The 22,808-nt window shown below is 46.2% G+C and carries 19 protein-coding genes and 1 riboswitch; of the genes, 15 read left to right on the top strand and 4 right to left on the bottom strand.

The genetic code is table 11. The features are described 5' to 3' along the window. The first annotated feature begins 65 nt into the window (after nucleotides 1-65). Together BM358_RS17985 and BM358_RS17980 are read left to right on the top strand one after the other, a co-directional pair. A complete protein-coding gene (locus BM358_RS17985) occupies nucleotides 66-722 on the top strand; it encodes a YheC/YheD family protein (protein WP_028541446.1) in 657 nt (218 codons plus the stop codon). A gap of 282 nt (nucleotides 723-1,004) precedes the next feature. Beyond that, nucleotides 1,005-1,148, top strand: a complete 144-nt coding sequence (locus BM358_RS17980; protein WP_023990158.1) for a sporulation histidine kinase inhibitor Sda — start codon at nucleotides 1,005-1,007, stop codon at nucleotides 1,146-1,148. 160 nt (nucleotides 1,149-1,308) lie between these two features. On the opposite strand, the gene BM358_RS17975 is transcribed toward BM358_RS17980, so the two are convergent. Next, nucleotides 1,309-2,313 carry an NAD(P)/FAD-dependent oxidoreductase gene (locus tag BM358_RS17975; RefSeq protein ID WP_023990157.1) on the bottom strand — a complete coding sequence of 335 codons (1,005 nt, stop codon included), beginning with the start codon at nucleotides 2,311-2,313 and terminating at the stop codon, nucleotides 1,309-1,311. Between the two features lie 237 nt (nucleotides 2,314-2,550). Here BM358_RS17975 and BM358_RS17970 point away from each other — a divergent pair, with 237 nt between their 5' ends. From BM358_RS17970 to BM358_RS17955, 4 genes are all read left to right on the top strand, one after another. Then, complete coding sequence (locus BM358_RS17970; protein ID WP_028541447.1) at nucleotides 2,551-3,741, top strand: NAD(P)/FAD-dependent oxidoreductase; 1,191 nt, start codon at nucleotides 2,551-2,553, stop codon at nucleotides 3,739-3,741. A gap of 133 nt (nucleotides 3,742-3,874) precedes the next feature. Beyond that, the gene (locus BM358_RS17965; RefSeq protein ID WP_028541448.1) at nucleotides 3,875-4,381 is read left to right on the top strand and encodes a MarR family winged helix-turn-helix transcriptional regulator; all 507 of its coding nucleotides are present in this window, start codon (nucleotides 3,875-3,877) and stop codon (nucleotides 4,379-4,381) included. A gap of 113 nt (nucleotides 4,382-4,494) precedes the next feature. Then, a complete protein-coding gene (locus BM358_RS17960; protein WP_028541449.1) occupies nucleotides 4,495-5,832 on the top strand; it encodes an HlyD family secretion protein in 1,338 nt (445 codons plus the stop codon). Beyond that, nucleotides 5,829-6,965, top strand: a complete 1,137-nt coding sequence (locus BM358_RS17955) for an ABC transporter permease (RefSeq protein ID WP_028541450.1) — start codon at nucleotides 5,829-5,831, stop codon at nucleotides 6,963-6,965. Before BM358_RS17960 ends, BM358_RS17955 begins: the two co-directional genes overlap by 4 nt. 80 nt (nucleotides 6,966-7,045) lie before the next feature. On the opposite strand, the gene hemQ is transcribed toward BM358_RS17955, so the two are convergent. Further along, nucleotides 7,046-7,825 carry a hydrogen peroxide-dependent heme synthase gene (gene hemQ, locus BM358_RS17950; RefSeq protein ID WP_023990152.1) on the bottom strand — a complete coding sequence of 260 codons (780 nt, stop codon included), beginning with the start codon at nucleotides 7,823-7,825 and terminating at the stop codon, nucleotides 7,046-7,048. Nucleotides 7,826-8,169: 344 nt separating this feature from the next. Here hemQ and BM358_RS17945 point away from each other — a divergent pair, with 344 nt between their 5' ends. The 4 genes from BM358_RS17945 (at nucleotide 8,170) to uvrC (ending at nucleotide 13,570) form a co-directional block, all read left to right on the top strand. Then, nucleotides 8,170-9,687, top strand: a complete 1,518-nt coding sequence (locus tag BM358_RS17945; protein ID WP_028541451.1) for a replication initiation and membrane attachment family protein — start codon at nucleotides 8,170-8,172, stop codon at nucleotides 9,685-9,687. Between the two features lie 248 nt (nucleotides 9,688-9,935). Continuing rightward, nucleotides 9,936-10,883 carry a primosomal protein DnaI gene (dnaI, locus tag BM358_RS17940; RefSeq protein ID WP_023990150.1) on the top strand — a complete coding sequence of 316 codons (948 nt, stop codon included), beginning with the start codon at nucleotides 9,936-9,938 and terminating at the stop codon, nucleotides 10,881-10,883. A 125-nt stretch (nucleotides 10,884-11,008) separates the two neighbouring features. Then, the gene (gene trxA, locus BM358_RS17935) at nucleotides 11,009-11,326 is read left to right on the top strand and encodes a thioredoxin (RefSeq protein ID WP_010347861.1); all 318 of its coding nucleotides are present in this window, start codon (nucleotides 11,009-11,011) and stop codon (nucleotides 11,324-11,326) included. A gap of 159 nt (nucleotides 11,327-11,485) precedes the next feature. After that, nucleotides 11,486-13,570 carry an excinuclease ABC subunit UvrC gene (gene uvrC / locus BM358_RS17930; protein ID WP_028541452.1) on the top strand — a complete coding sequence of 695 codons (2,085 nt, stop codon included), beginning with the start codon at nucleotides 11,486-11,488 and terminating at the stop codon, nucleotides 13,568-13,570. On the opposite strand, the gene BM358_RS17925 is transcribed toward uvrC, so the two are convergent. Next, entirely contained in the window at nucleotides 13,539-15,269 is a 1,731-nt protein-coding gene (locus tag BM358_RS17925) for a CPBP family intramembrane glutamic endopeptidase (RefSeq protein ID WP_028541453.1), read from the bottom strand. The genes uvrC and BM358_RS17925 overlap by 32 nt on opposite strands. Before the next feature lie 261 nt (nucleotides 15,270-15,530). Next, a riboswitch (cyclic di-AMP (ydaO/yuaA leader) is annotated at nucleotides 15,531-15,683 on the top strand. A 409-nt stretch (nucleotides 15,684-16,092) separates the two neighbouring features. Between BM358_RS17925 and BM358_RS17915 the strand changes: the two genes are divergently transcribed. Both BM358_RS17915 and BM358_RS17910 read left to right on the top strand, forming a co-directional pair. Then, nucleotides 16,093-17,433, top strand: a complete 1,341-nt coding sequence (locus BM358_RS17915; RefSeq protein WP_028541454.1) for a TrkH family potassium uptake protein — start codon at nucleotides 16,093-16,095, stop codon at nucleotides 17,431-17,433. Nucleotides 17,434-17,636: 203 nt separating this feature from the next. Continuing rightward, entirely contained in the window at nucleotides 17,637-18,314 is a 678-nt protein-coding gene (locus BM358_RS17910; RefSeq protein WP_028541455.1) for a potassium channel family protein, read from the top strand. Nucleotides 18,315-18,319: 5 nt separating this feature from the next. Here the strand turns inward: BM358_RS17910 and BM358_RS17905 are convergent, their stop codons facing one another. After that, nucleotides 18,320-19,225: a LysR family transcriptional regulator gene (locus BM358_RS17905; RefSeq protein WP_028541456.1), complete on the bottom strand. Its 906-nt coding sequence runs from the start codon at nucleotides 19,223-19,225 to the stop codon at nucleotides 18,320-18,322. Between the two features lie 226 nt (nucleotides 19,226-19,451). Here BM358_RS17905 and BM358_RS17900 point away from each other — a divergent pair, with 226 nt between their 5' ends. The 3 genes from BM358_RS17900 (at nucleotide 19,452) to sdhB (ending at nucleotide 22,752) form a co-directional block, all read left to right on the top strand. Continuing rightward, entirely contained in the window at nucleotides 19,452-20,126 is a 675-nt protein-coding gene (locus BM358_RS17900) for a succinate dehydrogenase cytochrome b558 subunit (RefSeq protein WP_023990144.1), read from the top strand. Nucleotides 20,127-20,219: 93 nt separating this feature from the next. Then, nucleotides 20,220-21,965 carry a succinate dehydrogenase flavoprotein subunit gene (gene sdhA, locus BM358_RS17895; protein ID WP_013311796.1) on the top strand — a complete coding sequence of 582 codons (1,746 nt, stop codon included), beginning with the start codon at nucleotides 20,220-20,222 and terminating at the stop codon, nucleotides 21,963-21,965. A 19-nt stretch (nucleotides 21,966-21,984) separates the two neighbouring features. Next, the gene (sdhB, locus tag BM358_RS17890; RefSeq protein WP_023990143.1) at nucleotides 21,985-22,752 is read left to right on the top strand and encodes a succinate dehydrogenase iron-sulfur subunit; all 768 of its coding nucleotides are present in this window, start codon (nucleotides 21,985-21,987) and stop codon (nucleotides 22,750-22,752) included. Nucleotides 22,753-22,808: the final 56 nt, after the last annotated feature.

Raw genomic sequence — 22,808 nt, 5'->3', positions numbered from 1 at the left:
TCCAAGAATAGAACATTCCTGTTGAGTATGTATAAGTATACCTGACGGCGAAAGGAGAGGGTTAGATGAGACAACTTGCAAGCAAATGGCTAAAGACGAAGGCGCTGCTGCACCATCCACATACCGCCGTTTATATACCGGAAACCTGTCTATATAGTGAAGATCAATTGCGCATGATGCTGCGGCGGCATGCTTTTGTATTTATAAAACCTGTAAAAGGAGGCGGAGGAATCGGAGTCATGCGTGTGGCAAAGGAGCGTAGAGGATACGCCTGTACGCGTATGGAGCATACACATCGGTTCAGTCATTTTAGAGCACTTGTATTCGGAATCCATAAGCTCCGAATCCAACGTCCATATCTCATTCAACAAGGCATCCAACTGGCAAGTATTCAAGGTAGACCTGTCGACTATCGAGTCAAAGTCGTGAAGGAAGGGCAGACATGGGATTTTCGTGCGGTGGTTGCACGTCATGCTCGTCCCGGACTGGTCATTACAAATCTGTGCAAAGGGGGAACTTTGCTGAAGGGAACAGAGGCGCTTCGGATGATATATCCCCGGCGGCTTGCTATTCAAAAGCGGCGCGAAATCATTCAACTTACACAGCGCTGTATTCCTGTACTGGAAAGAAGATTTCCTGGGATCGGACAACTGGGATTTGATTACGGGCTTGATCAGAGTGGACGGGTATGGATTTTAGAGGTTAATACAAGACCTCAATAAATTTCTGATTTCTTTAAAAAAATTCCAATATAATCTATTAACAAGACGCTAAATATAATATATTTATATAAATAATAAAAATATTTTTTTTGTGTTCGAGCGTCAAAATTCTGTGTATAAATATTGTCCACATTATCCCCTGTCACATATATGGGTTAACGACACTTACCAACAATTTATACACAGGATTTCCACAATTGACTGTGGATAACAGAACGCTTGTTCCGATTTTGGTATTTTGATAGAATAGATTTTGAAATAAAAGGAAAGGTTGTGTCGAGGATGGCTATGCTGACGGATGAAATGCTTTTGGATTCCTATCAGATGGCAATCGAGCTTAAACTTGAATGTGACTTCATTGCACTGTTGCTGGCTGAGATTCACAAAAGAAAGTTAGAGATGAATACAGCCGTAGTCCTTCATTAGACCGGACAAGCTCTCGTACTGCGACTGTGAAGTCATTCAGGGTTCGGATGACTTTACGGACAATCACTGCAACGAATAGGCACACCGTAAAAAAGGGTATTTCACTCCAAAGATTCAAATTTGGAGTAAAATACCCTTTTTTGTCATAGTCTAAACTAGACTACAATTTCATGTTACTGCTGTGACCAGGAGATAACTTGGCATCTGGATCTACATAGACCTTGGCGTTGTTGACTGCCGTAGGAGCTTCACCAAAGCCGACCGCAATCAGCTTGAGCTTGCCTGGATAGGTCGTAATGTCCCCAGCGGCGAAAATGCCGGGAATATTAGTTTCCTGGCGAGAATCGACCACGATAGAGTTACTTTCGATTTCAATTCCCCATTCAGCAATCGGGCCAAGTGTGGATACAAATCCAAAGTTAACGATCACATCGTCCACTTCGATTTCCTGTGTTTCTTTGGTTTTTACATGAGCAAGAGTGACTTTCGTAATTGTGTCTTCTCCATGCAATTCTGTAATTTCCGTTGGTGTAATAACGTTTACTTTGGAAGCGAGGAGGTTTTCGACACTGTGTTCATGCGCACGGAATTTGTCACGGCGGTGAATCAATGTAACCTGTTCTGCAATCGGTTCCAGCATAAGTGCCCAGTCTACAGCAGAGTCACCACCACCGCTAATTAGCACTTTTCGGCCTGCAAATTTGCTCAGGTCGCTGACAAAGTAATGCAGGTTCGTTTTTTCAAAACGTTCGGCACCTGGAAGCTCCAGTCTGCGCGGCTCGAAAGCACCCACACCAGCGGTAATAATAACCGCTTTACCATGATACTCGCCACCTTTGTCTGTTTTTACGATGAAGTGGCGTTCTTCCTTTTTCTCTAATGATACGACTTTCTCTTCTAGCTGCACCTCTGGATTAAAGTGGTTCATTTGTTGAACCAAATTGTTAACCAGTTCCTGTGCAGTCACTTTAGGAAAGCCAGCGACGTCATAGATATATTTTTCAGGATAAAGGGCTGCAAGCTGGCCGCCCAGTTGGGGCATACTTTCAATTAAGGTGACGGACGCCTGACGCATTCCCCCGTAAAAAGCGGCGAAAATACCGGCTGGACCGCCTCCGATAATAATCAGATCGCGGATTTCCGCACCTGTGGATTGAGCTGTCACTCTAAAACACCTCCGAAAGGGATAGTATGGGATTTGTAGACATTGAATCAGCCGCATAGAGGTTCAGATAGCCGCCGAACGCATGATTCACTGTTTATCATTATAAACTGCTGGGTTCCGCTTGCAAAGTTAAAGCGGTTAATATTTGATGAAGACTTTTCTGTGAGTATAAATTAACCGTTTTGAGAGAACAGCTGTGAATAATTAATGATTATGTATATCGGAAGGGGTAGAAGCATGAGCAGTATTCCCAAAATTGTCATTGTGGGCGCCGGATATGGCGGTATATTGACGGCTCAGCAATTGCAAAAGGAGCTCAAGCACAATGAGGCGGATGTCACACTGATCAATCGACATGATTACCACTATATTACGACACATCTTCATATGCCTGCGGCAGGTACGGATACGATTGAGCATTCAAGGATTCCGATTGCCCAGCTAATCGATGAGTTCAAGGTGGATTTAGTCAAAGGAACGGTTAAGGAAATCATACCGAAGGAGAAAAAAATCGTGCTGGAGGATGGATCACTCTCCTATGACTATTTGGTCATTGGATTAGGCGGCGAGCCAGAAACATTCGGTATTCCGGGAATGGATAAGTTCGCGCTGACGATTCGCAGTATTAACTCGGTTCGCCTGATTCGTGAGCATATTGAATACCAGCTGGCCCTGTATAAAAATGACGGTAAACCAGGTCGCCTCAATTTCGTCGTAGGAGGCGCTGGTTTTAGCGGCATTGAGTTTGTAGCAGAATTGGCGGATCGATTGCCACAGCTGGCCAGAGCCTATGACATCGATTTTAACCGGATTCAAATCATTAACGTCGAGGCAGCTCCTACGGCGCTGCCAGGGTTCGATCCTGAGCTGGTGGAGTATGCGATGAACGTCCTTAAGCGTAAAGGGGTCACCTTCCGCATTGGAATTCCGATTAAGGAATGCTTGCAGGATGGTGTAATCGTTGGTGAGGGGGAGAAAATCGAAGCGTGCACGGTGGTCTGGACGGGAGGGATCCGTGGGAACGGATTAATCGAGAAAGCCGGATTCGAAGTGATGCGCGGAAGGGTGAAAATCGACGATTTTCTGCGTGCACCGGGCCACGATGATATTTTTATTATCGGGGACAGCTCCCTGATGTTTAATCCTGAAGGACGCCCTTATCCACCGACTGCCCAAATTGCGATGCAGCAAGGGGTTCTTTGTGCCAAGAATCTGGCCGCTACTCTTCGCAAAAAGGAGCTGCACAAGTTCATATTTTCCAACAAAGGGACGGTTGCTTCTCTTGGAAAAGGGGAAGCCGTCGCCGTGGTGGGCAAACGCAAAATAAAAGGTTGGGTGGCCGCACAATTGAAAAAAATTGTGGATCTCCGCTATCTGTTCATCATTGGCGGAATTCCACTGGTACTGAAAAAGGGACGGTTTTTCTAAGGCAGAAAGGTTTCCATGACTCCTAAAAAGGAGCTTGGAGACCTTTTTTATTTCAATGAACAAAAAAGATATTGACTCATAACTATTTGACGACGTATAGTATGGTTACTAATTACAGAGGGGGAGCTTCAGATTGAATTCTGATTTTAATATCAATGCTGATCCCAAGAGAATAAATTTATTGGCAGAAAAGTTTCCAAATGCGGACTCCCAATCGTTGAATACGTTGGTACTTTTCGTGCAGGCAGCGCATGAAGTGTACAATGGAGTGTCTTCCAGACTGTCGGAATATGGGCTGTCTGTAGGCAACCTGAAAATTTTAATGCCATTGTTTCTTCATGAACGTGCATTGACTCCATCCGAGCTGGCTGAATATTCAGGAGTTACTCGTTCAACAGTAACCAGTGTAATTGATAAGCTGGAACGAGACGGCATCATCCGGAGAAGTACGCTGACGGATCGACGTATGACTGCAATCTCCTTGACTAATGAAGGTAAACAGTTAATGACGGAAAGAATTCCGTTGTTGATGCAGCTTTTTGCTGATTTGATGAATGAATTTACGAAGGAAGATCATATTCTATTTGCTACGTTATTAAATAAGCTTTCCTCAGGACTTGAACAGATAAAACGGGAATAAAAAAATTTCCCAACTCAAATAGTTAGACGTCGTACTATCAGGTTACTTATTAGTTTTCGACTATTAATTTTTAACTATCATTGCTAAATCATCATGAAGGAGAGTTTATTGTAATGAACAAAAAGATCATTGTGTACGTATTACTTATTGTCGCGTTAGGTACCGGGGGTACGCTAATGGCAATGAGCGGCAAGGATGCTGTGAGTATGGCAGCCCAACAAAAAAATACACTGCTTACGGCGGATACCGTGAATGTTGCTTTTCAGGGTGTAGGGGGAAGAGTAAACACGATTGAGGTGAAGGAAGAACAACAGGTGAAAAAAGGGGATGTGCTCATGACCCTCGATCCTGTAGACCTTGATTTGCAAATTGAGAAATTAAAAACGGATATCGCACAGGCTGATGTGAAAATAAAACAGGCTAAAGACGCGCTGCAAAATCAGTCGGAGAAAATTTCGAATTCAGAAAAACAGGGGCAATTGGACATTCAAGCTGCGCAAGCGGGAGAGTCCTTATTAAACCAAGGCACACGTGCGGAGGATATTGTAAGACAAAAGCTGGCTATTGAAGCAGCACAGCAATCGTTGGACGCAGCTCTGACAGGAGTAGAGACAGCCAAAAGAAATGCGGAAATCGCGCAAAAAACAGTAGCATCCAGACAACAGGCTCTGGACTTGGCTAAAGTGAATTACAACCGTATTCAAGCGTTATATGATGCTGGAGCTGGAACCAAAGCAGAACTGGATAACGCCAAAAACCAACTGGATAATGCCCAAATCGCGTTAGATACAGCTAAGGATCAGGTTGAAATTGCCAATAACCAGATTACAGCGGCTAGCAAACAATCGGACATTGCTAAAAATGGGATCGCTCAGCAGCAAACCGCTTTGGATAAAATGGAGGCTGGCGCAACTGCTGAGGAACGCCAGCAGGCTCGTATCAAAACAGAAAAAGCCAAGGAAGCCTTGACTCAAACCTCGCAAACACGAAAAGATGTTAAGAATAGCGAATACAATGTGGATCTTCTGGCTCAACAAAAGCAGGCATTGATTGTTCAACTCAAAACTTTGGAATTGCAGCGCGGACGTATGGTGCTGAAGGCATCTACAGATGGTAAAGTGGCACGTATTGTACCTAAAATGGGAGAGATCGTTTCTACGGGGGCAACGGGCGCCGTTATTGAAACCAATCAGCTATACTACGATATTTACGTGGGCGAGGATTCCATATCACAGTTTAAAGCTGGGGGAAATGTGACTTCGCACGTTGTAGCTTTAGATAAAGATGTCCAAGGCAAGGTGAGGTACATTACTTCTGCCCCTCAGTATACCAACATGAGAATGAGTCGGGACAAAGGTCTGTCGGATATCAGCTCCTTCCAAATACGGGTGGATGTCCAGCGAACATCTGAATTATTACCTGGAATGACGGTAGAGGTTGTGACGAAATGAAGGCGTTTATAGAAGAATGGAAGCTGATGATCAGCGGCAAAATGGTTTTTATTATGCTGCTCGTTCCTATCGTTGTAGCTGTTGCCTTTGGATTTGTTTTTAAAAATAATCAGCTTAACGATGCCTCTGTAGCTGTAGTCGATTTAGATCATAGCAGTTATAGCCGACAGCTTATTAATAAATTAGATGCATCGCAGTATATTGATGTACGCCATGTGCAAGAGAACGAAACCGATCCGAATTTACTTTTATATAATGAAAAGTTTTTTGCGGTGATTTACCTTCCAGCTGGGTTGGAGGAAAATAGGATTAAAGGAGTTCAGAGCAACATCGGTTTTTATGTAGATAATACGGTAGGTCAGGCTACTGGAAATCTACGCTCGGCAGTCACAGAGATCATGGCGACGGAAAATGCGATGCTGGCTGGTGGTGGATTAAAGGGTATGGGAATGAGTGACAGTCAGGTTACAGGGCTTACTTCCAATATGCTGCTTCAGCAGCGCCTGTTATATAATCCTACCAATGCTACTTTGATGACCTCGGTTATGGGGTTCATTAATACGGTCATGATTTCACTGATTGGTGCTACTGTACTGACAATTGTCCCGCGATTGCGGGAGCAAGGAAGATTAAAAGAGGAGCTTCAGCATTCGTATGGCTTGATTCTTAGGGTGTTGCCGTATGCGTTAGTAGGATGTGTGTCCTTTTACCTGTCCATTGGTTTACTTAAGCAAATTGGCGGACTACGCTTTGAAGCGAATGTATGGCAGCTCAGTATTCCATTTCTCCTGTACACGATTACGTTGGGTTTGTTTGCGATGGCTTTAGGGTGGAATGCGGCCAATCCTGGAAAAGCTTCCCCACGCCTCATGCTAATTATACTGCCTTCGTTTTTACTGAGCGGCGCTCAATTGCCAGTGGCTATGCTGCCTCCATCGCTGCAATATGTAAGTAACATTCTCCCATTGACCTGGCATTTCAAGTTTTTGAGAGGTATGGGCTTTAAAGGTGGAAGCTTAAAATATTTTATTCCCGAATTGGGAGGCTTTTTGATCTTACTAAGTGGTTTGCTGCTTATTATCTCTATTCTGATCACTTTGGAGAAAAGAAAGCTGGCGCATCAAGGTATATAAAAAAGGATTCCGTCGTCCCGAAAGTGGGAGTTCACGAAATCCTTGATTGTATGTTGCGACATAGTTCCGACGCTTATGGTTTACAGCTTCAACATGTCTTCAAATGTCTCTTCATTTAACACACTGCCGACATAGAAGGAGCCAAATTCACCGTAACGAGCACTGACTTCATCAAAACGCATTTCGTAGATTAGCTTCTTGAACTGAAGTGCGTCATCGGAGAACAGTGTTACGCCCCATTCCCAATCGTCAAAGCCGACGGAACCGGAAATAATTTGCTTTACTTTGCCAGCATAGCTGCGTCCAATTAAGCCGTGGCTGCGCATCAAGGTGCGACGCTCGTCCATCGAAAGCATGTACCAGTTGTCGTCCAGGTCACGTTTTTTGTTCATTGGATAGAAGCAAATATAACGGGCCTTGTTTAATACGGGCTTCAAGCGTGCGACAATTTGTGGATTTTGCATGGGATCTTCATCCTTGCTCAAATAATTACTCAGTTCCACCACACTCACATAAGAATAGGTTTTGGTTGTATATTTGGCGAAGGTTGTTTTGTTAAAATCATTTTCCAGTTTATTGAGGTCTTCCAGCGTTTCGCGCAGGTGCATCATGACAAAATCAGCCTTTTGTCCGACAACAGTATAGACAGCTGAACTGCCCAGACCCGCTTCCTCGGTAACGTTCCATTCCTTCATAAACTCTTGAAGCTCGTCCAGTGCTCCGGCGCGCTCTTCATCGTCTGCGGTCTTCCATGCTGTCCAGTTGATGGACCGGAAATCGTGAAGCGCATACCAGCCTTCCAGTGTGGAGGCTACTTCGTTGGGTGTTGCTGGGGTTTGTTGAGGTTGATGTTGACTCACGATCTACACTCCTTTACGTCTGTAAATGATAATCGGCTCAGCCGAAATATGTGTACTTCCTTATATCATTCCTGTATCCAATACGTGATGCTTAACCATTATATTGTAGCTCAAAGTAAAGCTTTTCACCAATGAAAGAAGTGTGAAGAATTTTATTTTTACCATGATGCAGGTCACAAAGTCTTAAAATAGTTAGTATTCTCGAAAAAAGTAGAACTCAGACGAATACGGCTGCCAAAAAGGAGAACAATTGCCCTTATTTTGTTGGTCCCACGAGAAGGCAAGTATGATAGAATAGAAAAACATCTTGGAGACCGTTATGTCAGGAAAGGAAGAATGTTGGAATGCGGATGAAAAACCTGCTGCACTATACTGAGAACCACCGCTACTGCGTTTATCGGGAATTTGGCTTGAGCGCACTGGATGAATTGATGCTGGGAAGCGTCTATCAGCCGATGGTAGGCGCATTTGCGGTCAGTCTGTATCGACTGTTGTTCCAGCATGTGCCAGTAGGACAAGTCGGTTATTCGCCGTTGGAACAGCAGCGTCGCCTTTTTCTGACACTGGGACTGGAGCCGAGTGAGAAGGGACGCAAGTATTTGATTGAACAGACCTCCAAGCTGGAGGCCGTCGGTCTATTACAGACGTCCAGGCTGTATGCACCCGAAACGGACGACTATATGTATGAATATGAGATGCAGCCGCCGCTCGCACCTGCTGAATTTTTCAGAACGCAGCATCTCACCCTTTTGTTGAGAGACAAAATCGGTAAGTTTGCAGTGCTTTCTCTGAGAGAATCGTTGTGGAGTAGGGAATCTAGCGAATGGTCGCAATCTTCCTATAATAAAGAAAATATTTCGATTCCTTTCTACGAGTTATTTGAATTGAATACCCATGTTATAGATTACGAACTGGAACAGGCGCTGTCCGAGGTGTCCACTAGCCGTCAGACTGGACCACTAGCGTCAGAATCGGAGGAAGCATTGAATTATGCAGATATTATTCTCCGTTTTCCGCGTGAATCTGCCAATCGCAAGCACGTGGAGCGTCTTCGGTTTGAGCACGAGCAGTTAGGCATGGTCAATTACGTTGTTCGCAAATTTGACCTTTCTGTACAGGATATTAGTCGCTTGCTGGATGAGGATGGTATTTTTACCGAAGCAGGCGATTTGTTGCTTGACGAGCTTCAGCTTCGGGCTAGTCAGCACTCCAGACAGGATCGGAAGCGTCAGGAGGAACAGCAGGTACAGGCCGCCAAAGTGGTCGCCTTGCGCCAGAGGGAAGCTTCCACACCTGAAGAGCCGCCTGCAGAACAGGCTGTGGAAATGGAATTTTATGTGGAGGTTCCACCACAATTCACAGCCAAGTGTGACATTCACCAATATAATATGATGTTGCGCAACGAGCCTTATCGCCGTTTGCTGCAAACCTTTTTCCCCGGCACGGTTCCCGGTAACCTGCTGGATATATTTGAGAAAATTGATATCAGCTATAAGCTGCCCGGTGAAGTCATCAATGTGCTGATCCATTATTTGATGTCACTGCTCGTATCGGGGAGCGATCAGCGAATTAACCGAAACTTTGTCGAGGCCGTTGCTTCCAACATGCTGCTTAAGCAGGTAAACACTTACGAAAAAGCCGTTCAATATATAAGGGATCAAGCCAAGGTAAAAGGAAAACAGTCCTCTGCTTCTCCTTCCGGCGGCCGATCCCGCGCATATGCCAAAAATAACGGGCCAGCCAAGCCATCCATTCCAATCGTTCAGGATCACCCTTCCGAGGAGTCTGTATCTGAGGAAGAATTGGATGAACTGCTGCGTCTGGCCGAACGAATGCAATCCGGAAAACAGAAAAAAGTCTAGTGAATTTTAGGTTTTATGAAACTATTAAGCGAAGCCAATTCAAATAGATGTCGACTTTATGGCGGTCAGTAGCGGAGCGGATGAAATCGTTCTGGAGAAGCGATAGCGTTCGCCTTTGCCACCGGATTTTCACCTTTAAATTTCTATTACGATAGAAAAAATCTGGTGGCAACAGCGATCGTAAGAATGATCCATCCGCGAAGCGTCTCCCCCCATAACTCTGCACATTTTAGAAAGGAGGAGCGTTCTTGGAATCACTGGGCGATTTGCTACAGCAGATGCAGAACCCTTCGTTTCGCCAGCGCACTCGCAATGTAGCCGATCAAGTTCTAAATGATCCGCTCGTGCAGGAGTTTTGTGCTGCGCATCCTGATGTGGACGAAACACAATTGCGACTCAACATGAGCATGCTCTTTCAGTATGCCCGGGATCGTCGAAATTGCGACAATTGTCCGGGGCTGGAACAGTGTCCTAACGATTTTCAGGGCCACTTTTGTAAGCTGGGCGTGGAATATCCGAATGGAACAGCCGAAATCGTGGACATTCGGACCCCATGTGCGAAGTTGGTTGCTTCCCAACATGAACAACGGGTGCGTCAGAGAATTAAAAGCTTTTATGTGGATGAACGGGCACTTCTGGAGGGATATAACGCTCTTGAGATTGCGCGCAAAGATTCACAACGTATGCCTGCCGTCACACAGCTATTCCGTTACATTGAAGAAACGAAAAGTCAGGGTCTATCCAAAAAAGGACTGTATCTGGAAGGTACGTTTGGTACGGGTAAAACTTTTTTGATGGGCTATCTATTGCACGAGCTGGCTCTGTCGGGTCTGAACGGTGTGATCGTGTATATGCCTGATTTTGTGGAGGACTTAAAGTCCATGATTCAGGATGGACAGAAGCTGAAGGAAACGACCGAAATGCTCAAAAATTGTGATCTGCTCGTATTTGACGATATTGGTGCCGAAAATTTAAGCCCGTGGGTACGGGACCATGTGATGGGTTCCATTTTGAATTACCGAATGAACCGCAAACCTACTTTTTATACTTCCAATTATTCGTTGCAGGGGCTGGAGAAGCATCTCAGCTTTACGAGCAAGGACGGAGAGGAAATGTACAAAGGACAACGCTTGATGGACCGGATTCGTCCTTTTGTAGATGTCATTACCGTAAAGGGAAAAAATCAGCGGGGGTAAGCGTTTATCCGTCTGCTATTTTGATATCTTACAATTAAAAGACTATTGTGATATAATTAAAAGGTGTCGAAACAGACATTACAGGTTATAATAATCTTGACTTTTCTATAAAGGAGGAACATACAATGGCAATTGTTAACGTGTCCGATCAATCCTTCAACGCAGAAGTCGAAGGCACAGGAACCGTTTTGGTTGATTTTTGGGCGCCATGGTGCGGTCCTTGCAAAATGATCGCTCCCATTCTGGAGGATCTGTCCACAGAAGTTGGCGACAGCGTCAAAATCGCGAAGGTGAACGTGGATGAAAATCCAGAGTCTGCTTCCCGTTTCGGCGTGATGAGTATTCCTACCCTGATCGTTTTCAAAGACGGACAGCCTGTTGATAAAGTGGTAGGTCTGAACTCCAAAGAAGCGCTGAAAAGCATGCTTACTAAACACCAATAATCATCGCATGTGACCCATGCTCCCGCGGGGGCTTGGTGGAGCGGCCATGAAAGGTCAATGCCTCCGGTTGTAAATACCGGGGGCGTTTTTGTGTATTATTCCTATATATTATAAGTAGTTAGTTGAGCAGTCATTAAGAATGGAAGGAGGAACCGGCGAATGAAACCTTATGCGGAGGACTTGCAGAATCAGGAGAAGGCGCTGGAAAACATACGGCACAAATTAGCGTTACTGCCGGATGCATCAGGCTGTTACCTGATGAAGAACAGCGAAGGCACCATCATTTATGTCGGCAAGGCCAAAGTGTTGAAAAACCGGGTCCGTTCCTATTTTACAGGTAGCCATAACGGCAAGACGCAGCGATTGGTTTCCGATATCCGTGATTTTGAATATATCGTTACAGGTAGTAATATGGAGGCGCTCATTCTGGAGTGCAACCTCATTAAAAAGCACCAGCCGCGCTATAACGTGCTGTTGAAGGATGATAAAACCTTTCCGTATTTGAAAATTACGAACGAGGCACACCCCAAGCTGGAGGTGACCCGTCGCGTTCTGAAAGATAAAGCAAAATATTTTGGACCGTACCCCAATGCCTACGCGGCACATCAGACGAAAAAGCTGCTGGATCGCATGTATCCCTTACGCAAGTGTGGTGTGATGCCCAAGGAAGTGTGTCTGTATTATCACATGCATCAATGTTTGGGGCCTTGTGTGAAAGAGGTCGAGAAGGAAACGTATGAGCAGATTGGTCAGGAGATTGGTTCCTTTTTGAGCGGGGGACATGAGGAAATTAAAAAGGATCTTCAGCGTAAAATGCAGGAGGCCGCAGAGGAATTGTACTTTGAGCGGGCCAAGGAGCTGCGAGATCAGATTATCAGCATCGACGCGATGATGGAAAAGCAGAAAATCACCACATCGGATGCGAAGGATCGAGATGTATTCGGTTTTTCAGTAGATAAGGGCTGGATGTGTGTACAAATCCTATATGTCCGCAAAGGTAAAATGATCGAGCGCCATATGTCGACTTTTCCTTTCTACGGTGAGGCTTACAGTGATTTTATGTCTTATGTGACGCAATATTATAGTGACAACCCAGCAGTGCCGCAGGAAATATTGCTGCCGGATTCTCCTAAGCTGATGCAGGCAGAACAGGTCAATGTCTATCAACCGGTTGCGGCAGAAACTGCACTCCACAGTGCACCTACAGCCGATGTTACCGGACAGACAGATGAGAAAGCGATACAAACGGAGACAGAGCATTCTGCTGACTCACTGCTGGTGGCTGAAGAACGAGTAGCTTATGCAGTAGCAACGAATCAAGGTCAAGTTGGTGACCAAGATGCAGAGATAAAGGAAACAGAAACCCAACTATCCGGTGGACTGGAGGACCCAGCTACGGCGGCTCTCGCTCTGGCTGAATGGTTGGATGTTAAGGTACTTGTACCGCAGCGTGGACTGAAAAAGCAAATGACAGGCATGGCGACGGAAAATGCACGTGTTGCTTTGGATGAGAAGTTTAAGCTGATCGAGCGGGATGAGGAACGGACATCCAAAGCTGCAAGCAATCTCGGACGTGCCATTGGGCTGGATAGCTTGCACCGGGTGGAGGCGTTTGATAACTCCAACATCCAGGGTTCCGATCCAGTCTCCGCCATGATCGTGTTTATTGATGGCAAGCCTGCCAAGAAGGAGTATCGAAAATATAAGATCCGTTCTGTGCAGGGACCCGATGATTATGAAACGATGCGTGAGGTTATTCGGCGTAGATATGAACGTGTGCTTAAGGAAAATCTGGAACGTCCCGACTTGATCGTTGTGGATGGTGGACGTGGACAAATTAAGGCGGCGACCGATGTACTGCAAAATGAGCTGGGTTTGTTCATTCCTGTGTGTGGTCTGGTGAAGGATGCCAAACATAGAACTTCCCAACTATTAGTGGGAGAGTCCTCTGAGGCCGTGACACTTGCACGCAATAGCGAAGAATTTTATCTGCTGCAACGGATTCAGGACGAGGTTCACCGTTTTGCCATCACGTTCCACCGCGAGCAACGCGGCAAATCTATGGTGACTTCTCGGTTGGACTCTATTCCAGGCATCGGCGAGAAACGGCGTAAGTTACTGCTCAAGCATTTTGGATCACTCAAAAAAATAAGAGAGGCCAGCATCGAAGAATTCCGGCCTCTCTCTATTGGGGATAAGCTTGCGCGTCAGATTATAGCTGCCCTTCGGGAGGAGGAGTCGTAGAATACGGCTCCTCTTTTTTAATAGGTTCAAACATAATTCGATTTGGCTTTTTAGGACTAAACCAATAAATGATGTAACCCACAATGGCTGGAAGTAAGATCCAGAATAGACCAGCGATCACATTCACAGTGTCTCCCAGACTCATTACACTAAGCCCCATTAGAATGCTGTCAAAAATAACGTGGCTGAACATGGCGGCAATAAAACCGTAACGCAGGAACACAAAACTGAACAGCAAACCAAGAAAAGTCAGCTCAATAGGTCTGGAAATCACCGGATAGATCGGATAAAGTGTATGTCCCAGTGCCCAAATCAGCGTGGTGATCAGACAAGCAACAAAAGTGTTTTTCACTATTTTTTTGACCATCGGAATACCAAACAGACGGTAGACAGTCTCTTCTCCAATACCTGCCATCCAGGCCATAATCGGCAGTAACCATGGATAAGCCATATTGTAAGGGGATTGCGTGGCATCTGTTGTGGAGAATGTATTAAATGTGCGCTCCAGTATAAAGAATAAGATGGATTGTACCCCGAGTAAAATAAAGGCCCACAAGTAGCCAACATACATACTGCGAAGCACATACAGCCCGTAGCCCGGCTCTTTCGCACGCGGCCATGCATTCAGTCCAACCTGACGCATAAGTCCGTCACCGCCGACCAAGGAGAAGTAGAGCGCTACTGCCATGAAGAAGGTAACACCAATCTGGAACACCATAAGAAATATAAGCATGCCCTTACCGCCTGCTTCTGCTTGCAATAAAGGCAGCATGTTCATTGTCCCAGCTATACTTGCAATAAAGTATATAACGGACAGAACAATGCCGCGTACAAATGAAGTATGTCGTCGGGTGAGTGACGCATACACAATGGCAAGAACACCCAGCACAAAGCTAAATAGGGCATAACCCGCATAGGTCATCCAATTCGCCCAAAATGTTTGCTTTTCGATATAATCGGTATAGGACGACGGGGCCGAAAAGCTTTGAGAGAAGGAGCGAACATCACCGTCTTCGAAAGTAAAAGCCAATGTAAGTACCGAGGCGCCGATTTTTTTATCGTCTACGGTATACTTTAATCCACCTTCTTTTTCAGTGGTGGCGAGCTTCAAGTCCGACGGCTTAAAACCAAAGCGCTTAACCCATACTGCGGCCGCCTGCTCCTTGGCTTCAAGCGTCATGCCGTCCTCAGCTACACGTATAAGCCTGTTACGTGCTTCTTCATCCGTAGAAATATCAGCCTGTGTGTAATTGGTACTGGAGGTGATCCGTTTAAAGCTAACGACCTTCCCAGTGGATAAATCCACATGAATTTGCAGTTTGCTTTTCGCTGAGGATTCAGGCAGATCAACCCGAAAGGTTTCGTAAGGGTAATTTTTCTTCCATGTACGGTCGTACTGTTGAAGCAGTTTTTCTCTAGATAAATAACCGTACAAATCTGTTTCGGCCTGATAGGTCACGACAGGCTCCCCTGGCTGTGATTCAGTATAGCCCAACTCGGAGCGGGCAAAGTCCAATGCGTGTATGACCGCTTCTTGTTTGCTGATGACCTTTGCGTTCATTACTGATTCTGGACTCGGATTGCTAAGCGAGGGAATAAGCAATTGAAAGATAAAAAAGCAAATCAGGCCAATCCCGCCCAGCAAGCCTAATTTTTTGAAGTTGGCCGTGAGCACGACCGGTTTCCCGATAGGATTCATGAGTTTCCTCCTTAATCTGTAAATAAGAACATCCATTAAAGATATCATACTGCACAGGTTCCCGCCAACAGACCAGCGATATTCATGAAAATAGAGTGAAAGCACTTTAAAGTTCCAATAAAATAAGATAAGCTGCGATTAAACGATGCCCATTCGCAAAATAAAGCCAATTTCACGTTTTTTCGGCGAAATCGGTTTTGTGATCTGGATATAGAAGGATTATAATCTTGAGGCAATGCCTATAAAATACATAGGTAATGATATACAGTTGAGCCGAATTTCTATGAGAAAACGGGGGAACCATGTTACTGGGGTGAATTTTACAGCCGATCCTGCTGGATTGGATGTGTAAATAGGGCATACTGTGCTGCCCGAATCCGTCAGCTAACCTCGTAGGCTATGAGCAGGAACCAAGTCAGGCACTCGGTTTTCCGGTGTCTATTTTTGTGTGTATAAAAGTGTTTGGATTGGTTAGACCGCTGCGGGTGCAGATTATTCTTCCGATTGCTGTTATCCCCGGATTTTTTGATTGTATAACCCCTTTAATGGTTAAAATCCGGAGATAAAGGCAAACGCTTCGCTTCTTCAGAACAATTCTGCTTCCTTCGCTGCTGCCCGCCAATAGCACAGGGGGCAGAGTAGTGCTTGACATGCATTCTTCCTGTATTCAGGGAATGCTAATTATAGTTACTAAAGGTTTGGAAAAATCAAAAAAATTAGGGGCAACGACGATCGGAAGATCAAATGGAACGCGTAGCGGGCTTACACCGTATTAAATCACTGTTTTTATAGTTTTAAGGATTAGGAGAGAAGTGATGAATAGATGAATCCCAATGCAAGCTGGCTCCGGCTTTCTCCACCGCAGATATTCGTTGCGGGCTTTGCCATTATCATTCTAATAGGTAGTTTATTGTTAATGCTGCCGATCTCCAATACAACAGGAAAGCCACTTGCGTTTATAGACGCTTTGTTTACTGCCGCTTCCGCGACCTGTGTTACAGGGCTTGTCGTAAAGGATACGGGGACCTTTTTTACAACCTTTGGTCAAGTTGTTATCGCTGCGCTCATTCAGATCGGCGGCCTGGGCTTTATGACTATGGCTACCTTGATCGCGCTGGTGTTCAAACGTCGGATTTCCTTACGGGAGCGCCTCATTTTACAGGAAGCGATGAATCAGACCTCTGTCGAAGGAATTGTCGGATTGATTCGTAAGGTGCTGCTGTACTCGCTGGTCATTGAGGGCGTATGTGCTGCAATATTTGCGATTCGCTGGTCGTTTGATATGCCTGTAGGCAGGGCGATTTATTTTGGGATTTGGCATGCCATCTCCATGTTTAACAATGCTGGTTTTGACTTATTCGGGCACTTTCGCAGCCTGACAGGTTATGTATATGATCCGATTGTTAATTTTACAGCTATGTTCCTGATTATTTCAGGCGGCATTGGTTTTGTAGTGATGTCGGATCTGGCAGAATATCGCAAGCGCAAGAGACTGTCCTTGCATACTAAGGTGGTACTCAGCATGACGGGCGCTATGATTGTAGTCGGCACGCTCGTGATTTTTGTATTTGAGTTTACGAATCCAAAGACTCTTGGCTCGCTTGATTGGGGGGGGAAACTGCTGGGATCTTTATTCCAGTCCGTAACCCCTCGTACCGCAGGTGCCAATACACTGGACATTGCAGGCTTGCGGCAGGCTACGCAGTTTTTTATCATCATACTCATGTTTATCGGGGCTTCTCCTGGCTCTACTGGAGGCGGGATTAAGACCACAACATTCGCGCTGCTCATTGGAGCCGTGATTTCGATGCTACGGGGGCGTGAAGATATTGTACTGTTCAAGTACCGACTTGCGCAGGGACGAATTTACAAGGCTTTGACCATTACACTGCTGGGGTTGCTGTTCGTGATCGGGGTGACCATGATTTTGTCGGCAACCGAAGATCATCATTTTCTGATGATCTTGTTTGAGACGGTGTCTGCGTTTGGTACGGTGGGGCTGTCGATGGGGCTTACACCTGATTTGACAGTCATAGGTAAGCTGGTGATTACCCTGACGATGTTTGCAGGTAGACTGGGGCCACTCACGCTAGCTTATGCACTGGGGCCGAAAAAGGGTAAAGAATTATATCGTCATCCGGAAGGCAAAATGATTATAGGATGAATCATTTCATGATATGTAGTATACATTTCGTGGGTTTAATCATTTCAGGATTTTGCAAAATTCGATACCAGTCGCTCCGAAGTCAAGATATAGACGAACTAAACCATTTCGATCTATATCTTCTTCATTGGAAGTCGCTTATGGGATTTTTGCAAAATCCTCATTTATGAAATTGATTCAGATAAGGGAGTTTTCGAGTAGATATGAAAACGCAGCAGTTTGTAGTTATTGGCTTGGGGCGGTTTGGCTCAAGCCTGGCTTTGCAATTGGTGGATATGGGGTGCGAGGTGCTAGGCATTGACCGGAATGAGGATGTGGTGGACAGTATGAGTGAGATGTTGACACATACTGTCGTTGCGGACGCTACCGATGAAGACTCGTTGCGATCACTGGGCATCCGTAATTTCGATTGCGGCATTGTTGCTATTGGTGATGACATTCAGGTAAGCATCCTGACCGCCATTTTGCTGAAGGAGCTGGGTGTGAAAAAAGTCGTAGCCAAAGCCATATCTGTGCTGCACGGGCGTGCGTTAGAGAAGCTCGGTGTGGACCGGATCATTTATCCAGAACGGGATATGGGTATCCGGGTGGCTCATCAGCTAGTCACGCCTAATTTGCTCGATTATTTGGAGTTGTCCAAAGAATACAGTATTGTGGAACTCAATGTACCTGCATGTCTGAATGGAAAAACGCTAGCAGAGCTAAATGCCCGTACTCGCTTTGGTTGTAGTGTCGTGGCGCTTCATACGGCGAACGGTATCCTGATCGCACCGACGGCTATGGATCGGTTAAAAGCAGACGATATTATGGTCATCATCGGCTCGAATGACAATATCGGTCGCTTTGAGGATGAGGTTGTTAATGTTAATGAAGAGGATTAAACCCTCTACACCATACGGTAGCCTGCAAACGACGCACGTGTCTCGCTAATCCAGCGTCGTGCTGTCGGACCGAGATCGGTCGTCTCCGAGTAAATGAGGGAGGTCGTTCGGCGTGTCTCCTTCAAATCGGGCAAGTATAATGCAGTGAGTCCATTATCCCGTAATAGTTCGCTGCGCAAATAGGATTTGGGTAGCAAGGCGGAAGCCTTACAGGTTGGAAGCAGGCGTACAATTGCCTCGAAGGAGTCGATTTCCATGCGGATATCCGGCATGATGCCGCTGCGCTGGAATAAGTCATCCGTCAGACTGCGGTACCAGGTTCCTTTGGAGAATATAATCATCGGCAATCCTTGTAGATCTTTCATCGAGGCCGTTCCTGTCTTGACGGTTAATTCATGTCCAATGGGAACAACAAGCTCCAAATGATCATCAAATAGCGGAATGCAACGCAGTCCGGCTTCATGAATGGCAGACCCGACAATACCGGCGTCTGCTTTTTTATCACGTACAAAGGCGACGATTTCATGGGTTTTACCGGTGAGCAGCTTCAGCTCGGTTTGAGGATGCTTGCTCATGAAAGCTTCGACGAGGGTAGGCAGCGTCGTTTGGAGTGTCGTGAGGCTTGCGCCGAGTGTAAGCATACTCTGGGCTTCATTTTTGTGCTGGGACAGCTTTTGTAAAAAGCGAAGCTGTCGTTGCCGTTGCTCTAGTGCGAATGTATAAACAAATCGGCCAGTGGACGTAATTTCGAGCCGTTTGCCCCGACGATCAAAGAGATTCACACCCAGCTCTTCCTCCAGCTTGGCAATTTTGCGAGACAGGGCAGGTTGGGACAGATTCAGCAGTTTGGAGGCTTTATTCAGGCTGGACTGCTCGACAATGACGGCAAAAGCGTTCAAATCCTCAAACAAATCATCCACTTCCTCTCTATATGCAAAAAAGACATAATAATTAATACGTATATTGCAATTCCATTATAAGCCGAAAAGGAGTAACATGAAAGCGACACAAGATGTTCACACTTTTGTTTTTCCTTATAAGGGACACCTTGTTGGACATTTCCTGTCGGGAACTGTCATTTTATATGTTATATTACTATTGAAAACGCTATTATTGGGAGAAGGGAGCATGACCTAGATGAGAGGATTTTATTCCAGAAAGCTGCATTCGCTTCTTGGCGTCATTCCGTTGGCTCTATTTTTTGTTGAGCATTTGGTGACGAACTTCACAGCGGTGGAGGGCGGCAAGGAAGGATTTAATCGCAGCGTGGCCTTCCTGAATGGTTTGCCGCTGGTTATTGTGCTAGAAACGTTATTCATCTACTTGCCATTACTGTTCCACGGGATTTATGGCTTGTATATCGCTTATCAGGCTGACCCGAATGTCAAAAGGTTCGGCTATTCACGTAACTGGCGCTTTCTGTTCCAGCGTATTTCTGGCGTCATTACATTTGTATTTATTATCTGGCACGTATACGACACACGCTTTCAGGTAGCTCTGGGTAAAGTAACTCATGAGGAGCTAGGCGGCGTTATGCATGGCATCGTGACGAACCCGGTTTATTTCATTTTGTATTTAATCAGTGTCGTTTCGGCATCCTTTCACTTTGCTAACGGACTGTGGGCATTTATGGTCAGTTGGGGGATTACTGTGGGACCACGTGCGCAAAAAGTATCTTCTTATATCTGTATGACCCTGTTCGTGGTGGTGTCTATCGGCTTCATCGCTTCCCTGCTTGCATTCCGCAGCGCGGAATTTCAGGAAACGGCAACTGCCTTGGTGCAATGCAGCGCTTTTAAACAGCTACTGTAAATGAGTCATATCCATTATACATCGTGTTGAGATTCTATTTTTAAACGTAAAAGGGGATTTGGTTAAAATCCTGAAAAAAAGGAGTGAGCAGAAATGGCAGCATCCAACATTATTGTCGTGGGCGGCGGTCTGGCAGGTCTAATGGCTACGATCAAGGCGGCAGAGGCGGGAGTTCACGTTCATTTATTTTCTTTGGTTCCGGTCAAAAGGTCCCACTCCGTTTGTGCTCAAGGCGGCATCAATGGTGCGGTAAATACCAAGGGTGAGGGAGACTCCCCCTGGATTCACTTTGATGATTCGGTCTATGGCGGGGACTTTCTGGCCAACCAGCCTCCGGTAAAAGCGATGTGCGAAGCGGCTCCAGGGATCATTCATCTCATGGACCGCATGGGCGTCATGTTTAACCGGACACCGGAAGGACTGCTGGACTTCCGTCGCTTCGGCGGTACCCAGCATCATCGGACCGCCTTTGCTGGCGCGACGACAGGACAGCAGCTTCTGTACGCTCTCGATGAGCAGGTACGGCGCTGGGAATCTGCTGGTTTGGTGACCAAGTATGAAAACTGGGAGTTTTTACAGGCTGTACTGGATGATGAAGGCATCTGCCGAGGGATTTGCGGGCAGGATTTGCGTACGATGGAAGTGAAGACTTTTGCAGCGGATGCAGTTATTTTGGCGTCTGGTGGCCCCGGGATTATTTTCGGTAAAACCACGAATTCCGTCATTAATACGGGCACAGCTGCTGGTGCGGTGTATCAGCAAGGCGTACGCTATGCGAACGGTGAGTTTATCCAGATTCATCCGACGGCTATACCAGGGGATGACAAGCTGCGTCTCATGTCCGAGTCGGCACGGGGAGAGGGCGGTCGTATTTGGACGTATAAGGACGGTAAGCCATGGTATTTCCTCGAAGAAAAGTATCCGGCTTACGGAAATCTGGTCCCTCGCGATATTGCAACACGTGAAATATTCAGTGTATGCGTTGATGATGGACTGGGTATTAATGGCGAGAACATGGTCTACCTCGATCTGTCCCACAAGGACCCGAAAGAGCTGGATGTAAAGCTGGGCGGCATTATTGAAATCTATGAAAAATTCGTCGGTGACGATCCGCGCAAAATCCCGATGAAAATATTCCCGGCTGTTCATTATTCAATGGGCGGCATGTGGGTCGATTACAATCAGATGACGAATATACCGGGCTTGTTCGCGGCTGGTGAGTGTGAATTCCAATATCACGGTGCGAACCGTTTGGGTGCGAACTCGTTGCTGTCAGCCATTTACGGCGGGATGGTAGCTGGACCTAAGGCTGTGGAATATATCAAAGGCTTGAAAAAATCTGCACAGGATATAGCTACTTCCGTATTTGATGCGGCAGTGAATCAGCAGACGGAGAAGTATGAGCGTATTTTGCATATGGACGGAAAAGAAAATGCTTATGTTCTTCATAAAGAGCTGGGCGAGTGGATGACGAACAACATGACTGTGGTTCGTTATAATGACAAGCTGGAAGCTACGATCCACAAGATCAAGGAGCTGAAGGAGCGTTACTCTAACATTAACATCAATGACGCTTCGCGCTGGAACAATGCGGGTGCGGCGTTTACACGGCAACTGTGGAATATGATGGAGCTGGCCGAAGCGATGACCAAAGGTGCGCTATTGCGCAACGAAAGCCGCGGGGCCCATTACAAACCAGACTTCCCGGATCGCAACGATGAGGATTTCCTGAAAACGACGATTGCGGACTGGACACCGGAAGGACCACAAATCTCGTATGAAGCGGTGGATGTTTCGCTGATCAAGCCGCGTATTCGGGATTATTCCAAGAACAAATAACGGAAGGGAGTGTATTTAGATGTCGGAGCAAGCAGTGAAGTCGAATAAAACAGTGAAGTTCGTTGTGACCCGTCAAGCTGATCCTAAAGCCAGTTCCTATACGGAAGAATTCGAATTGGCTTATCGTCCGGGGATGAATGTGATTAGCGCGCTGATGGAAATTCAGCGTAACCCGGTGGACAGCCACGGTAAAGAGACGGCTCCGGTGTGCTGGGAGTCGAATTGCCTGGAGGAAGTATGCGGAGCATGCTCCATGGTGATTAACGGCAAGCCGCGTCAGGCCTGTGCAGCGCTCGTCGATAAGCTGGAGCAGCCAATTACGATCGCGCCGATGAGCACGTTCCCGGTAGTTCGGGATTTGGTCATCGACCGCAGCCGGATGTTTAATGCGCTCAAGAAGGTCAAAGCGTGGATTCCGATTGACGGTACCTACGATCTGGGTCCTGGTCCTAGAATGGCAGAGAAAAAGCGTCAGTGGGCGTATGAGCTGTCCAAGTGCATGACCTGCGGTGTCTGCCTGGAAGCTTGCCCGAACGTCAACGAGAAGACGACGTTCATCGGACCTGCGGCGATTTCTCAGGTTCGCCTGTTCAACAGCCATCCGACAGGGGAAATGAATCAGGAAGAGCGGCTGGAGGCGTTGATGACGGACGACGGGCTGGAAGGGTGCGGGAACTCGCAAAACTGCGTACGCTCTTGCCCGAAAGGCATTCCGTTGACAACTTCTATTGCCGAAATGAACAAGGAAACGACCAAGCATATGTTCAAGCGCTGGCTGACTGTATAGCACTAGACAGCGAATAGGTTATGCACAAACAGGCTTTTTCTCAAACTGGAGAAAGC

The sequence above is a fragment of the Paenibacillus sp. cl130 genome, assembly GCF_900116035.1.
GTDB lineage: Bacteria > Bacillota > Bacilli > Paenibacillales > Paenibacillaceae > Paenibacillus > Paenibacillus polymyxa_B.
This window is presented reverse-complemented; position numbering and strand designations above follow the sequence as displayed.

Coding starts and splice junctions, on each gene's coding strand:
- BM358_RS17985 (WP_028541446.1), top strand. CDS start 66: ATGAGACAACTTGCAAGCAAATGGCTAAAGACGAAGGCGCTGCTGCAC.
- BM358_RS17980 (WP_023990158.1), top strand. CDS start 1,005: ATGGCTATGCTGACGGATGAAATGCTTTTGGATTCCTATCAGATGGCA.
- BM358_RS17970 (WP_028541447.1), top strand. CDS start 2,551: ATGAGCAGTATTCCCAAAATTGTCATTGTGGGCGCCGGATATGGCGGT.
- BM358_RS17960 (WP_028541449.1), top strand. CDS start 4,495: ATGAACAAAAAGATCATTGTGTACGTATTACTTATTGTCGCGTTAGGT.
- BM358_RS17955 (WP_028541450.1), top strand. CDS start 5,829: ATGAAGGCGTTTATAGAAGAATGGAAGCTGATGATCAGCGGCAAAATG.
- BM358_RS17945 (WP_028541451.1), top strand. CDS start 8,170: ATGCGGATGAAAAACCTGCTGCACTATACTGAGAACCACCGCTACTGC.
- trxA (WP_010347861.1), top strand. CDS start 11,009: ATGGCAATTGTTAACGTGTCCGATCAATCCTTCAACGCAGAAGTCGAA.
- uvrC (WP_028541452.1), top strand. CDS start 11,486: ATGAAACCTTATGCGGAGGACTTGCAGAATCAGGAGAAGGCGCTGGAA.
- BM358_RS17925 (WP_028541453.1), bottom strand. CDS start 15,269: ATGAATCCTATCGGGAAACCGGTCGTGCTCACGGCCAACTTCAAAAAA.
- BM358_RS17915 (WP_028541454.1), top strand. CDS start 16,093: ATGAATCCCAATGCAAGCTGGCTCCGGCTTTCTCCACCGCAGATATTC.
- BM358_RS17910 (WP_028541455.1), top strand. CDS start 17,637: ATGAAAACGCAGCAGTTTGTAGTTATTGGCTTGGGGCGGTTTGGCTCA.
- BM358_RS17900 (WP_023990144.1), top strand. CDS start 19,452: ATGAGAGGATTTTATTCCAGAAAGCTGCATTCGCTTCTTGGCGTCATT.
- sdhA (WP_013311796.1), top strand. CDS start 20,220: ATGGCAGCATCCAACATTATTGTCGTGGGCGGCGGTCTGGCAGGTCTA.
- sdhB (WP_023990143.1), top strand. CDS start 21,985: ATGTCGGAGCAAGCAGTGAAGTCGAATAAAACAGTGAAGTTCGTTGTG.